The organism is Galactobacter valiniphilus, assembly GCF_003575975.1.
Taxonomy (GTDB): Bacteria; Actinomycetota; Actinomycetes; order Actinomycetales; family Micrococcaceae; genus Galactobacter; species Galactobacter valiniphilus.
Window position 1 is genome coordinate 104964 of sequence record NZ_QQXK01000010.1, and the last position, 12075, is coordinate 117038.

A 12075-nucleotide genomic window follows, 5' to 3' on the forward strand; every position below is an offset into this window, starting at 1 on the left:
ATCACAGGGAGCGAAAAGTTTGTGACTGTTCCTCGAAAGGGCCTTCTTCGTCACGTTTCGGCGCGTTTGCGGGGTCGCCCGGGGGCGGCTCCGATGCCCCCGCGGCCGCCGATGCCGGCCCCTCGACCGACTCCGTCACGGGCTCCACCGGCGCTTCCACCTCCAGGCTGTCGGCCCGCTCCACGGACCCGGAGGGCTCCTCGGCGGCGAGCTCCTCGGCCACGGCCTCGGGCTCGGCGGCGCCCACCGCGCCCTCCGCATCCTGCGGGCCCCAGGCGTGCAGGAGCTCGGCCGACACGGCCGCGCTGGGCTCGCGCGGCGCCGTGAGCGCGTCGAGCTCACCGTGCAGGCGCTCGATCTCCCCGGCGAGCGCATCGAGCACACCGTCCACTTGCTCGCAGCGGTAGCCGCGCAGGGCCGGGCTCAGGCGCAGGCCGTCGATGTCTGCCCCGCGCGGGCGCTCGGGCAGCAACACGGGCGGGAGCACCGGGTCGGGCTCGTAGAGCCCCAGCATCGACGCGCCGTTCTCGGCGCGGCGCGCGGGCGCTGGACGGGGCCGGAAGCCCACCACGAGCGCCACACCCAGCAGGGCGATGGCCAAGAAGAGGATCAGGTACTGCATCTACTCGCTCCCGTCCGCGCCGGTCGCGTGGGCCACGGCCTCGGCCGGGTCGTCCGTCACGAGCGGGCGGATCACGTCCGCCTCGGAGAGAGTTCCCGCGGCGAGCAGGGTCCCGCGCAGCCAGTCGATGAGCGGCGTCCAGAAGGCCACTCCGACGAGAGCCACGGGGTAATCGGAGACCTTCCCGGTCTGGATCAGCGTGAGGACCTCGAAGAGCTCGTCCAGCGTGCCGATGCCGCCGGCCAGCACCACGGCGCCCTGGGTGTACTTCACGAAGTTCACCTTGCGGGCAAAGAAGTAGTGGAAGGGAACCGTCAGGTCGATGTGGTGATTGAAGCCGTCCTCGAAGGGCAGCTGGATGCCCAGGCCCACCGAAACGCCCCCGGCGTCCTGCGCGCCGCGGTTCGCGGCCTCCATGATGCCGGGGCCGCCGCCCGTGACCACGGCAAAGCCGCGCCGGGCGAGCTGCTCGCCCACCTGCCGCCCGGCGTCGTACTCGGCACGCCCCTCCCCCAAGCGGGCGGAGCCGAAGACGGCGATGGCCGGACCCAGGTTGCCCAGCACGTCGAAGGCGTTCACGAACTCGCCCTGGATGCGCATGGCCCGCCACGCCTCCTCGCCCGGGTCGGAGCGGTGCGAATCAAGCAGCGCGCGGTCGAAGCGCACCGCCTGCGGCGTGGTGAAGGGCAGCACGGGCTGCGGCGTCTCGCTCATGGGACCAGCCTACGGGCACGCGCGCCGGGGCCGCCGAAAGTCGTTTTTCGCCTGGCGGAAAAATACACTACCGTTACACATCCTTTATGTGGGACAAGCCGGAGGTTCTTTGTGGAGCGAATCACACCGACTACCCTCCCTAGACATGAGCACCGCACCCGGGGGCCGCGCAGACGGCTCAGCAACTGTTGTATCGGTGAAGGGCGTCAATAAGCACTACGGCCCCTTGCACGTCCTGAAGGACATCAATCTCGCCGTCGGCAAGGGCGAGGTGGTCGTGGTGCTCGGGCCCTCCGGCTCGGGCAAGTCCACGATGTGCCGCACCATCAATCGCCTCGAGACCATCGACGAGGGCGAGATCAGGGTGGATGGCGAGCTCCTGCCCCAGGAGGGCAAGGCGCTCGCCAAGCTGCGCGCCGAGGTGGGCATGGTGTTCCAGTCCTTCAACCTCTTCGCCAACAAGTCGATTCTCGAAAACGTGACGCTGGGCCCACTCAAGGTCCGCGGCATGAAGAAGCCGGAGGCAGAAAAGCTCGCCCTCGAGCTCCTGGCCAAGGTTGGCGTGGCCAACCAGAAGGACAAGATGCCGGCCCAGCTTTCGGGCGGCCAGCAGCAGCGCGTCGCCATCGCCAGGGCCCTGGCCATGCGCCCCAAGGTTATGCTCTTCGACGAGCCGACCTCCGCCCTCGACCCCGAGATGATCAACGAGGTGCTCGACACCATGATCTCGCTGGCTAGGGAGGGCATGACGATGATCGTCGTGACCCACGAGATGGGCTTCGCCCGCAAGGCGGCAGATCGCATCATCTTCATGGCCGACGGTCAGATCGTGGAGGAGTCCACGCCCGAGGAGTTCTTCACGAACCCCCAGACGGATCGTGCCAAGGACTTCCTGTCCAAACTCATCACCCACTAAAGCCCCCACGAGACACATCACTCCGGCGACCGTCCCTCGGGACACCAGCCACCTTCGAAAGGAGAGCCTCATGGCTCTGTTCAGCAAGCGCAAGACGATGGCCCTCGCGGGTGCCGCGGCGGCCGTGGCCCTCAGCCTCACCGCCTGCGGCGGCGGTGGCGGCGGTTCGGGCTCCGGTGAGGGCAAGATCCGCATCGGCATCAAGTTCGATCAGCCTGGCCTCGGCTTCCAGGACGGCTCCAACTACACGGGCTTCGACGTCGACGTCGCCAAGTACGTCGCCAACGAGCTCGGATACCCGGCCGACAAGGTGGAGTTCGTCTCCTCACCCTCGGCCAACCGCGAGAACATGCTCGCGAACAAGCAGGTCGACATGATCTTCGCGACCTACTCGATCACCGACGCCCGCAAGGAGCGCGTCTCCTTCGCCGGCCCGTACTTCGTGGCCGGCCAGGACCTCCTGGTCCGCAAGGACGACTCGAGCATCACCGGCAAGGACTCCCTCTCCGGCAAGAAGCTGTGTTCGGTCACCGGCTCCACCTCCGCCGAGAAGGTCAAGAAGGACGTCCCGGGCGTGCAGCTCGTGGAACAGTCCGGCTACGCCAATTGCCTCGGCCTGCTGGAGAAGGGCGGCATCGACGCCGTCACGACCGACGACATCATCCTGGCCGGCCTCGCCGCGGCGAAGGCGAACCACGGCAAGTTCAAGGTGGTCGGCGCGCCGTTCTCCACGGAGAAGTACGGCGTTGGCCTGCCCAAGGGCTCCGACAAGTGCGAGTCGATCAACAAGGCCATCACCAAGATGATCGATTCGGGCGAGTGGAAGAAGGCCCTCGAGGCCAACACCCAGGGCACCGGCTACACGCCGAACGCCGAGACGAACCCGCCCAAGCCCGACGCCTGCTCCTGACGTCAGGCACATGGTGGGCGCCCCTCAGGGGCGCCCACCACGGCATCCTCACACCCGACCTGAAGGAGACTGAGCCGTGAGTGGCTACCTATCCCTGTGGGAGCAGTACGGCGGGCAGATGCTTGCAGCCTTCTGGGGCAACATCCAGCTGGCCTTCTACGCCGCCGTGGCGTCCCTCATCCTGGGCCTCATCCTGGCCCTCATGCGCATCTCGCCCGTGCCAAGCTTCCGCTGGGTGGGCACCGCCTACGTCAACATCATCCGCAACACCCCGCTGACGATCATCATCACGTTCGGCGTCGCGGTGCTCTACGGCGTGTTCACGTGGCAGCTCAGCAGCGACTTCAACCTGAACTTCTTCCAAATCGCCATCTTCGGCCTCGCGATCTACCACGCGGCCTTCTTCTGCGAGGCGATCCGCGCCGGCGTCAACACCGTCCCGCAGGGGCAGGCGGAGGCGGCCCGGGCCATCGGCCTCGGCTTCTTCCCCGCGGCGCAGAACATCATCCTTCCGCAGGCCCTGCGCGGCGCCATCACCCCGATCGGCAACACCCTCATCTCGCTCATCAAGAACACGACGGTCGTGGCCGCCGGTTCGGTGGCCGAGGTCTCGGGCCTCATGAAGACCATGATCGAGTTCCGCCCCGACCAGGGCATCCTCATCTTCCTCACGATCGCCATGTTCTTCGTGATCGTGGTGGTCCCGGTGGGCCTGTTGACCACCTACCTCTCCAAGAAGCTGGCGGTGGCCCGATGAGCGCTCAGCAATCAGTCCTCTTCGATGCGCCCGGTCCCAAGACCAAGCGCACCATCCTCATCATCAACGTCATCGGCGCGGCCGTGCTGCTCTTCGTGCTCTACCTGCTCTTCAAGGGCCTGGGAGATGCCGGGGAGCTCAAGCCGGAGAAATGGAACGTCTTCGCCCAGGGCAGCATCTGGTCCGATTACCTGCTCCCGGGCCTCATGAACACGCTCAAGGCGGCGGCCATCTCGATCGTCCTGGCGCTCGTCTTCGGCTTCGTCTTTGGCCTGGGCCGGCTCTCCCACATGACGTGGGTGCGCGTCATCAGTTCCATCGTGGTGGAGTTCTTCCGCGCGGTGCCCGTGCTGATCATGATGATCTTCTTCTGGCTCTTCCTCGGCGGCGCCCAGCTCGTGCCGCCGGACCAGAGCCCGTTTGTTGCCGTGGTGCTCGGCCTGACGTTCTACAACGGCTCGGTCATCGCCGAGCTCGTGCGTTCGGGCGTGGAGGGCCTGCCCAAGGGCCAGCGCGAGGCGGGCATCGCGATCGGCCTCACCCGCGGGCAGTCGCTGCGTTCGATCGAGGTCCCGCAAGCGCTCACCGCCATGCTTCCGGCGCTCATCGGCCAGTTCGTCATCATCCTGAAGGACTCGGCGCTCGGCTCCATCGTGACCTACAACGAGCTGCTCTACAGCGCGAACCTCGTGGGCACGGGCAACGGCAACGTGTTCCAGGCCCTCGTGGTCGCCGCAGCCATCTTCATCGTCATCAACTACGCGCTCTCCGCGCTGGCCAAGTGGCTCTCGCGCTACCTCGCCAGCCGTGGCGAGGCGGGGGCCGCCGGCCACAACGACGGCGGCGCCGAGGCGCCTCCCGCGCAGGTCATGGGCGCGCCGCAAACCCTCTAGCCTCGTGGCGGAGGGTGAGGAATCTTCACCTGCACGACGACGCGGCCCGGCCTTCCGTACGGAAGGCCGGGCCGCGTCGTCGTTCGCTCAGCGAGCCGCTGACAGGATGCTGTCAGGCCGCCTGCCGGCTCAGGCGAGCCAGCGGGTGAGCGCCGCGAGGCACTCACGGATCGCGGCGGCCTCGACGTGCTCGTTGTCGGAGTGAGCCAGGAGCGCGTCGCCCGGGCCGAAGTTGACGGCGGGGATGCCCAGGGCGGAGAAGCGCGCCACGTCCGTCCAGCCGTACTTCGGCAGCGCCCGCGCGCCCACGGCTGCAACGAAGCTCGCGGCGGCGGGCACGTCCAGGCCGGGACGGGCGCCGGCGGCGGCGTCGGTGCGCTCCACGTCGAAGCCCTCGAGGAGCTCGCGCACGTAGGCGTCGGCCTCCTCGATACTGCGCGAGGGGGCAAAGCGGTAGTTGACCTCGACCTCGCAGTGGTCGGGGATGACGTTGCCGGCCACCCCGCCGTGAATGCGCACGGCGTTGAGCGACTCGCGGTAGTCCAGGCCGTCCACGTGGATCGTGGCTGGCTCGTGGGCGGCGAGCCGGGTCAGGATGGGGGCGGCCTTGTGGATGGCGTTCTCGCCCATCCAGGCGCGCGCCGAGTGCGCCGCCCTGCCCGTGGTCGTCACCTTGAAGCGCATGGTGCCGTTGCAGCCGCCCTCGACCGCGCCGTTGGTGGGCTCGAGGAGGATCGCGAACGACGCGTCCGTCAGCAGCTCGGGGTGGTGGTCCACGAGGCGGCCCAGGCCCGAGAGCGAGGCCTCCACCTCCTCGTGGTCATAAAAGACATAGGTGACGTCGGCGTTCGGCTCGGTCAGCGCAGCCGCGAGGGCCAGCTGCACCGCCACGCCGCCCTTCATGTCCGTGGCGCCGCGGCCGTAGAGCGTCTCGCCGTCCCAGCTGGAGGGGACCGTGCCGCGCGAGCCGGGGGTCGTGGGCAGCGGGACCGTGTCGAGGTGACCGGCGAGCACCACACGCTGGGCGCGCCCCAGGGAGGTGCGGGCCACGATCGCGTCGCCGTCGCGCAGCACGCTCAGGTGCGGGAGGGCGCGCAGGGCCGCCTCCACGGCGTCGGCGATCGCGGTCTCGATGCCGGAGACCGACTCGATGTCCATGAGTGCCGCCGTGAGGTGGGCGACGTCGCCCCGCAGGTCGAGGGAGAGTGTTTCGCTGCTCGTGGTGCTCATGTCATGCGAGCCTACCGGGAGCGCGCCGCGCCCTAGGATGCATGACATGACTGCTTCCACAGCCACGAACTCCCCCGCCCCGTCCCGCCTGGCCTCCGCGCACGGCGTCGCGACCTTCCATGCCTCGGGCGCACTGCTCGACGCCTGGTTCCCGCGCCCCGAGCTCGCGCCCCTGGGCCAGGACGAGGCAGCCGAGGCGATCCGCGCCTCCCTGACCGCCCTCGAGTCCACCGACGAGGCCCGCGGCACCACGCGCCGCGTCGTCTCCGTCGAGGCGAACCTCGACGAGGCCCCGGCCTCCGCCGAGGACGCCTGGCTGCGCCTGCACCTGCTCTCCCACCGCCTCGTCGCGCCGAACACCATCAACCTCGATGGCGTCTTCGGCCTGCTGACCAACGTGGTCTGGACCTCCGCCGGCCCGTGTGCCGTCGAGGACTTCGAGCTCACGCGCGCCCTCCTGCAGGCCCGCGGCCCCGTGACCGTCTACGGCGTGGACAAGTTCCCGCGCATGGTGGATTACGTGGTGCCCTCCGGCGTGCGCATCGGCGACGCCGACCGCGTGCGCCTCGGCGCGCACCTGGCCCCCGGCACCACCGTGATGCACGAGGGCTTCGTGAACTTCAACGCTGGCACCCTCGGCACCTCCATGGTCGAGGGCCGCATCTCCGCCTCCGTGGTGGTCGGCGACGGCTCCGACGTGGGCGGCGGCGCCTCCATCATGGGCACGCTCTCCGGCGGCGGCATGCAGCGCATCACGCTGGGCGAGCGCGTCCTGTTGGGCGCCAACGCCGGCGTGGGTATCTCGCTCGGCGACGATTGCGTCGTGGAGGCCGGCCTGTACGTCACGGCCGGTACGCGTGTGCAGCTCGGGGACAAGGTCGTGAAGGCGCTTGAACTCTCCGGCGTCGCCAACCTGCTCTTCCGCCGTAACTCGCTCACGGGCGCCGTGGAGGCCCTCCCCCGTGCGACCGGCACGGTGGAGCTGAACGACGCCCTCCACGCCAACTGAGGCCCGCCAGGCTACGCTGGCAGGTATGCGACGCGGAGCCCGATCGGCCCTTGCCCTCGCGGTGTCCGCCCTCGTGATCGGTGGCGGTATCTGGGGTGTGCAGCGGTACATCCATGACAGCCAGGCCCTGGTGGTGGTGCAGTGCGCCACCACCGTGGGCTCGGTGAAGCACACGCTCGATCCCGAGCAGGCGGGCAACGCCGCCACCATCTCCGCCGTCGCTGTGGGACGCGGGCTTCCCTCGCGGGCCACGAGCATCGCGCTGGCGACCGCCTTCCAAGAGTCCAAGCTGCGCAACCTCGACTACGGCGACACGGCCGGGCCGGATTCCCGCGGCCTGTTCCAGCAGCGCCCCTCCCAAGGCTGGGGCACGCAGGCCCAGGTCATGGACCCCGTCTACGCGGCCGGCGCCTTCTTCGACGAGCTCGTCACCTTCGACTACCGCAGCATGAGCGTGACGCAGGCGGCCCAGAAGGTCCAGCGCAGCGCGTTCCCCGAGGCCTACGCCGACCATGAGGACCTGGGCCGCGCCTTCGCCTCCGCCCTCACGGGGCAGTCAGCGTCGGCGCTCACCTGCTCGCTGCGCCGCACCACGGGGGCCGGTTCCGCCGCGGCCGTAGCCAAGCGCATGGAGTCCGAGTACGGCTCCTCGACCTTCTCCCCCAAGGTGCAGGGCGACATCGTCAGCACGCGGGTGTCCTCCACCGAGCAAGGCTGGGCCTTGGCGCAATGGGCCGTGGCCCACGCCCAGGAGGATTCAACGGTCTCCGTCTCCTACGGCGGCCTCACGTGGACGCGCGAGAAGGGCGCCTGGGAGCGCGGCGAGGGGCACGACGGCGCGGGCACGGTGGCCATCCAGCTCGCCTCAGCGGCGGGTCAGGGCTAGGCGGCACGGCGCCGGGCGCGCCGTCCCCACCCCAGCAACAGCAAACGCCGCCGTTCCCACCCTGAGGTGGGAACGGCGGCGTCGTGCTGTGCCTGGGGCGCCGGTGGGCGGGCCGGCAAGGCCCGCCCACCAGCCAATCAGGCCTGCGGGTAATCGCGGGAGGCGTGGCCCGTGTAGAGCTGACGCGGGCGACCGATCTTGCGCTCGGGATCCAGCATCATTTCGCGCCACTGGGCGATCCAGCCGGGGAGGCGGCCGATCGCGAAGAGGACCGTGAACATCTTCTCGGGGAAGCCCATGGCCTTGTAGATCAGGCCGGTGTAGAAGTCCACGTTCGGGTAGAGCTTGCGCTGGATGAAGTACTCATCGCTGAGCGCCTTCTCCTCCAGGCTCATCGCGATGTCGAGCAGCTCGTTGGCGCCCTGCTTCGCGAGGATGTCGTGGGCCGTCTGCTTGATGATCTTGGCGCGCGGGTCGTAGTTCTTGTACACGCGGTGGCCGAAGCCCATCAGGCGGACGCCGTCCTCCTTGTTCTTCACCTTCTCCATGAAGGCGTCCGGCGACACGCCGTCGGCCTGGATGGAGCGCAGCATCTTCAGCACGGCCTCGTTGGCGCCGCCGTGGGCGGGCCCGAAGAGGGCGTTGATGCCGGCCGAGACGGAGGCGAAGAGGTTCGCGTCCGTGGAGCCGACCAGGCGCACCGTGGAGGTGGAGGCGTTCTGCTCGTGATCGGCGTGCAGGATCAGCAGCAGATCGAGGGCCTTGACCATGTCGGGATCGAGCTCGTAGGGCTCGGTCGGCATGCCGAAGGCCAGGCGCAGGAAGTTCTCCACGAGGTTCATGGAGTTGTCCGGGTACAGGAGGGCCTGACCCAGGGACTTCTTGTGCGCGTAGGCGGCGATGACCGGCATCTTGGCCAGGAGGCGAATGGTGGAAAGCTCCACCTGCTCCGGGTCAAACGGGTCCAGGGAATCCTGGTACCAGGTCGAGAGCGCCGAGACGGCCGAGGACAGCACCGGCATCGGGTGCGCGTCGCGCGGGAAGCCGTCGAAGAAGCCCTTGAGCTCCTCGTGCAGCAGGGTGTGGCGGCGGATTTTCTGATCGAAGTCCTCCAGCTCGGTGGCGCTCGGGAGCTCGCCGTAGATGAGCAGGTAGGAGGTTTCGAGGAAGGTGGAGTTCGCCGCCAGCTGCTCGATCGGGTAACCGCGGTAGCGCAGGATGCCCGCGTCGCCGTCGATGTAGGTGATGGCGGACTTGGTGGCCGCGGTGTTCATGAAGCCGGGATCGTAGGTGACGTTCCCGGTCGTCTTGAGCAGGGGCGCGATCGCAAAGCCGTCATTGCCTTCGACGGAGTTCACGATCGGGAGGTCGAGGCTGGAACCCGCGAAATCGAGGCGGGCCTTCGCTTCAGTCATGGATGGTTCTCCTCACGGAGTTTGAATGGTGTGGTGACACCGGTTCTCACCGGCCAATCTAACGCTTGTCAGGGTCCCTGGCGAAAACGGGCCCTCCCCCGGGCGCGCCCGGCGCGCCCCGCCGCGGGCGCGGCGACAGTATCGGGAGGGCCGGGATTCGGCGTGCTGACGCGGCAGGCGCGTGGTCCGTCCACAGCACGACGCCGCGTTTCCCGAACGGTGCTCGGGTCACGCGGCGTCGCTGTGTTGCTGAGTGGGTGGGCGCCTCAGGCGGCCAGGCGGCGGACCGCCTCGGCGATGCGCTCGTCGCTCGCGGTGAGGGCCACGCGCACGTGCCCCTCGCCCTCGGTGCCGTAGAAGACGCCGGGACCGGCCACGATGCCGCGCTCGGCGAGCCAGGCGATGGAGTCCCACGTGCCCTCGCCCCGGCTGCACCACAGGTACAGGCCGGCCTCGGAGTGGGTGATCGTGAAGCCGGCGGCGCGCAGGGCCGGGAGCAGGGCCTCGCGGCGCGCGCGGTACAGGTCCTTCTGCGCCGCGACGTGCGCGTGATCGCCCAGGGCGGCGATCATGGCCGCCTGGACGGGGGCGGGCACGATCATGCCCGCGTGCTTGCGGGAGTTCACGAGCTCGCCCATGAGGTTGGGCGCGCCGGCGATGAACGCGGCGCGGTAACCGGCGAGGTTCGACTGCTTGGAGAGCGAGTAGACGCTGAGCAGATTGCTCAGCTCGCCGCCGCTCACCTCGGGCGCGAGCACCGAGGGGACGCCAGCCTCCCACTCGCCCCAGCCCAGCTCGGCGTAGCACTCGTCCGAGGCCACAACGGCTCCGAGCTCGCGGGCCGCATCAACGCGGGCCCTGAGCTGTTCGGTGGAGAGCACGGCGCCCGTGGGGTTGCCGGGGGAATTGAGCCAGACGAGCTTGACGCGCGAGCGGGTCTCGGGGTCCAGCTCGGAGAGCTCCTCGGCCGCTACGGCCGTGGCGCCGGCCAGCTGCGCCCCGATGTCGTAGGTGGGGTAGGCCACGCGCGGGCGGACCACCACGTCCCCCTCGCCCAGGCCCAACAGCAGCGGCAGCCAGGCCACGAGCTCCTTGGAGCCCACGGTCGGCATGACATCCTCGGTGCTCAGGCCGGTGACGCCGCGGCGGCGCTCGAACCACTCGACGATGCTCTGGCGCAGGGCCAGCGTGCCATGGGTGGTCGGGTAGCCGTGGGCGTCGGCGGCGGCGGCCAGGGCCTCGCGGATGTGCACGGGCGTGGGATCCACGGGTGTGCCGATGGAGAGGTCGACGACGCCGCCCTCGTGCTCGGCGGCCAGCTCGCGGTAGGGCGCGAGGGCCTCCCACGGGTAATCGGGAAGCTTCAGCACGCGCTCAGTGATCCTGGTTCTGCGGCGGCAGGGCGGCGATGAACGCGTGATCGGCGTCGATCTTGCCCATCTTGGCGGCGCCGCCCGGGGAGCCCAGATCGTCGAAGAACTCGACGTTTGCCTTGTAGTAGTCCGCCCACTCCTCCGGGACATCGTCCTCGTAGTAGATGGCTTCGACGGGGCACACGGGCTCGCAGGCGCCGCAGTCGACGCACTCGTCCGGGTGGATGTAGAGGCTGCGCTCGCCCTCGTAGATGCAGTCGACGGGGCACTCGTCGATGCAGGCCTTGTCCTTCAGGTCCACGCAGGGCTGCGCGATGATGTACGTCACGGTGACGCCGACCTCTCCTGGTCTTCGGGTAAAACGAACGCTCACGGCGCGGACGCCGGGCGCTCACATGTCTCCCGCCAGTCTAGTCCCGAGCGCGCAGCGGCAGGGATAAGGGTGTCCTTGCCCACCAAGGGCACCCGCCCCTGCCCCGATACGCTGGAGGGGTGAGCGACCTCTTCGACGCCCTGCGCCCCGGCACCCGCGTGGTGGTGCGCTACCGCCTGACCCCGCCCGAGACCGGGCTGAGCGACGCGCTCGGCGAGCTGCTGTGGGTCCGCGGCGAGGGCGCAGGGCGCCGCATCGGGGTGCTGACCAAGCGCGGCGAGGTGTCCATCGAGACCTCGAGCATCACGCACGCCAAGCCCGTGCCGCCGCCTCCCGCGCGGCTCGCGTCACGCTAGCGATTAGAGAGTTTCAATCACTGGGCGCTTTCCGCCTAAGATGCTGGCATGAACACCGATGAGACGGCCCAGGCGCGCGCCCGCGCCCTCTCCTCCCCCGTCCGTCTGCGGATCCTGCGGCTGTGCCTGCACCAGGCCCGCACCAATAAGGACATCGCCGACGCCCTGGGCATGAACCCGGCGACCACCCTGCACCATGTGCGCACGCTCGTGAACACCGGCTTCCTCGAGGCCGAGCCCGAGCGGCGCGGCAAGCGCGGTGCTAAGGAGGTGCCGTACCGCAGCACCAAGCTCTCCTGGAACACCCCGCTGCCCGACGCGGCGCCCGTGCTGCTGGAGACCTTCCTGCAGGAGGTCAACGGCCTGGCGCCCGACGAGATCCAGGTGATGCGCGTGGGCCTCAAGCTCGGCGAGGAGGACCAGCTCGAGCTGCTCGCCCGCCTGCGCGACCTCGTGGAGGAGTTCGCGAACCGTCCGGCCGGCGACGACGCCGTGCCCACCTCGCTCTTCGTGGCACACCACCTCGACACCTCGGCCGGCTAGTTGTATTGCCCCGCCAGGTTGGGTACGCGGCTGGCGGGGGTGGAGCCCTTGAGTGATGTGTGGCCGCGGTGGTGATTG

Annotated in this window: 14 protein-coding genes; 8 read left to right on the forward strand and 6 right to left on the reverse strand. The window is 69.3% G+C overall.

Annotated features, from left to right (window positions below):
* Position 1: 1 nt before the first annotated feature.
* Together DWB68_RS06675 and DWB68_RS06680 are read right to left on the reverse strand one after the other, a co-directional pair.
* On the reverse strand, positions 2-622 hold the full coding sequence (locus tag DWB68_RS06675; RefSeq protein WP_119424363.1) for a DivIVA domain-containing protein: 621 nt from the start codon (positions 620-622) through the stop codon (positions 2-4).
* Complete coding sequence (locus DWB68_RS06680) at positions 623-1336, reverse strand: LOG family protein (RefSeq protein WP_119424364.1); 714 nt, start codon at positions 1334-1336, stop codon at positions 623-625.
* A 145-nt stretch (positions 1337-1481) separates the two neighbouring features.
* Between DWB68_RS06680 and DWB68_RS06685 the strand changes: the two genes are divergently transcribed.
* The 4 genes from DWB68_RS06685 to DWB68_RS06700 all read left to right on the forward strand — a co-directional run bounded on the left by DWB68_RS06685 (position 1482) and on the right by DWB68_RS06700 (position 4812).
* The gene (locus tag DWB68_RS06685) at positions 1482-2252 is read left to right on the forward strand and encodes an amino acid ABC transporter ATP-binding protein (RefSeq protein WP_119424365.1); all 771 of its coding nucleotides are present in this window, start codon (positions 1482-1484) and stop codon (positions 2250-2252) included.
* Between the two features lie 70 nt (positions 2253-2322).
* Entirely contained in the window at positions 2323-3162 is an 840-nt protein-coding gene (locus DWB68_RS06690) for a glutamate ABC transporter substrate-binding protein (RefSeq protein ID WP_119424366.1), read from the forward strand.
* Positions 3163-3238: 76 nt separating this feature from the next.
* Positions 3239-3919, forward strand: a complete 681-nt coding sequence (locus tag DWB68_RS06695; RefSeq protein WP_394162374.1) for an amino acid ABC transporter permease — start codon at positions 3239-3241, stop codon at positions 3917-3919.
* Positions 3916-4812, forward strand: a complete 897-nt coding sequence (locus DWB68_RS06700) for an amino acid ABC transporter permease (protein ID WP_119424367.1) — start codon at positions 3916-3918, stop codon at positions 4810-4812. The genes DWB68_RS06695 and DWB68_RS06700 overlap by 4 nt, the downstream gene beginning before the upstream one ends.
* Before the next feature lie 129 nt (positions 4813-4941).
* Here the strand turns inward: DWB68_RS06700 and dapE are convergent, their stop codons facing one another.
* The gene (dapE, locus tag DWB68_RS06705) at positions 4942-6042 is read right to left on the reverse strand and encodes a succinyl-diaminopimelate desuccinylase (RefSeq protein ID WP_119424368.1); all 1101 of its coding nucleotides are present in this window, start codon (positions 6040-6042) and stop codon (positions 4942-4944) included.
* Between the two features lie 46 nt (positions 6043-6088).
* Between dapE and dapD the strand changes: the two genes are divergently transcribed.
* Together dapD and DWB68_RS06715 are read left to right on the forward strand one after the other, a co-directional pair.
* The gene (gene dapD / locus DWB68_RS06710; protein ID WP_119424369.1) at positions 6089-7051 is read left to right on the forward strand and encodes a 2,3,4,5-tetrahydropyridine-2,6-dicarboxylate N-succinyltransferase; all 963 of its coding nucleotides are present in this window, start codon (positions 6089-6091) and stop codon (positions 7049-7051) included.
* Positions 7052-7076: 25 nt separating this feature from the next.
* On the forward strand, positions 7077-7937 hold the full coding sequence (locus DWB68_RS06715; RefSeq protein WP_147391608.1) for a hypothetical protein: 861 nt from the start codon (positions 7077-7079) through the stop codon (positions 7935-7937).
* 137 nt (positions 7938-8074) lie between these two features.
* Here DWB68_RS06715 and DWB68_RS06720 read toward each other — a convergent pair whose 3' ends face one another.
* The 3 genes from DWB68_RS06720 to fdxA form a co-directional block, all read right to left on the reverse strand.
* Positions 8075-9352 (reverse strand): citrate synthase, encoded by a 1278-nt coding sequence (locus DWB68_RS06720; RefSeq protein WP_119424371.1) that lies wholly within the window; start codon positions 9350-9352, stop codon positions 8075-8077.
* 266 nt (positions 9353-9618) lie between these two features.
* Positions 9619-10722, reverse strand: a complete 1104-nt coding sequence (dapC, locus tag DWB68_RS06725; RefSeq protein ID WP_199700399.1) for a succinyldiaminopimelate transaminase — start codon at positions 10720-10722, stop codon at positions 9619-9621.
* A gap of 4 nt (positions 10723-10726) precedes the next feature.
* Positions 10727-11053, reverse strand: a complete 327-nt coding sequence (fdxA, locus tag DWB68_RS06730; RefSeq protein ID WP_158588227.1) for a ferredoxin — start codon at positions 11051-11053, stop codon at positions 10727-10729.
* Between the two features lie 164 nt (positions 11054-11217).
* On the opposite strand from fdxA, the gene DWB68_RS06735 reads away from it, so the two are divergent.
* Entirely contained in the window at positions 11218-11454 is a 237-nt protein-coding gene (locus tag DWB68_RS06735) for a putative acetyltransferase (protein WP_233548649.1), read from the forward strand.
* A gap of 48 nt (positions 11455-11502) precedes the next feature.
* Entirely contained in the window at positions 11503-11997 is a 495-nt protein-coding gene (locus tag DWB68_RS06740; RefSeq protein ID WP_119424374.1) for an ArsR family transcriptional regulator, read from the forward strand.
* The last annotated feature ends 78 nt before the right edge of the window (positions 11998-12075 follow it).

Coding starts and splice junctions, on each gene's coding strand:
- DWB68_RS06675 (WP_119424363.1), bottom strand. CDS start 622: ATGCAGTACCTGATCCTCTTCTTGGCCATCGCCCTGCTGGGTGTGGCG.
- DWB68_RS06680 (WP_119424364.1), bottom strand. CDS start 1,336: ATGAGCGAGACGCCGCAGCCCGTGCTGCCCTTCACCACGCCGCAGGCG.
- DWB68_RS06685 (WP_119424365.1), top strand. CDS start 1,482: ATGAGCACCGCACCCGGGGGCCGCGCAGACGGCTCAGCAACTGTTGTA.
- DWB68_RS06690 (WP_119424366.1), top strand. CDS start 2,323: ATGGCTCTGTTCAGCAAGCGCAAGACGATGGCCCTCGCGGGTGCCGCG.
- DWB68_RS06700 (WP_119424367.1), top strand. CDS start 3,916: ATGAGCGCTCAGCAATCAGTCCTCTTCGATGCGCCCGGTCCCAAGACC.
- dapE (WP_119424368.1), bottom strand. CDS start 6,042: ATGAGCACCACGAGCAGCGAAACACTCTCCCTCGACCTGCGGGGCGAC.
- dapD (WP_119424369.1), top strand. CDS start 6,089: ATGACTGCTTCCACAGCCACGAACTCCCCCGCCCCGTCCCGCCTGGCC.
- DWB68_RS06715 (WP_147391608.1), top strand. CDS start 7,077: ATGCGACGCGGAGCCCGATCGGCCCTTGCCCTCGCGGTGTCCGCCCTC.
- DWB68_RS06720 (WP_119424371.1), bottom strand. CDS start 9,352: ATGACTGAAGCGAAGGCCCGCCTCGATTTCGCGGGTTCCAGCCTCGAC.
- DWB68_RS06740 (WP_119424374.1), top strand. CDS start 11,503: ATGAACACCGATGAGACGGCCCAGGCGCGCGCCCGCGCCCTCTCCTCC.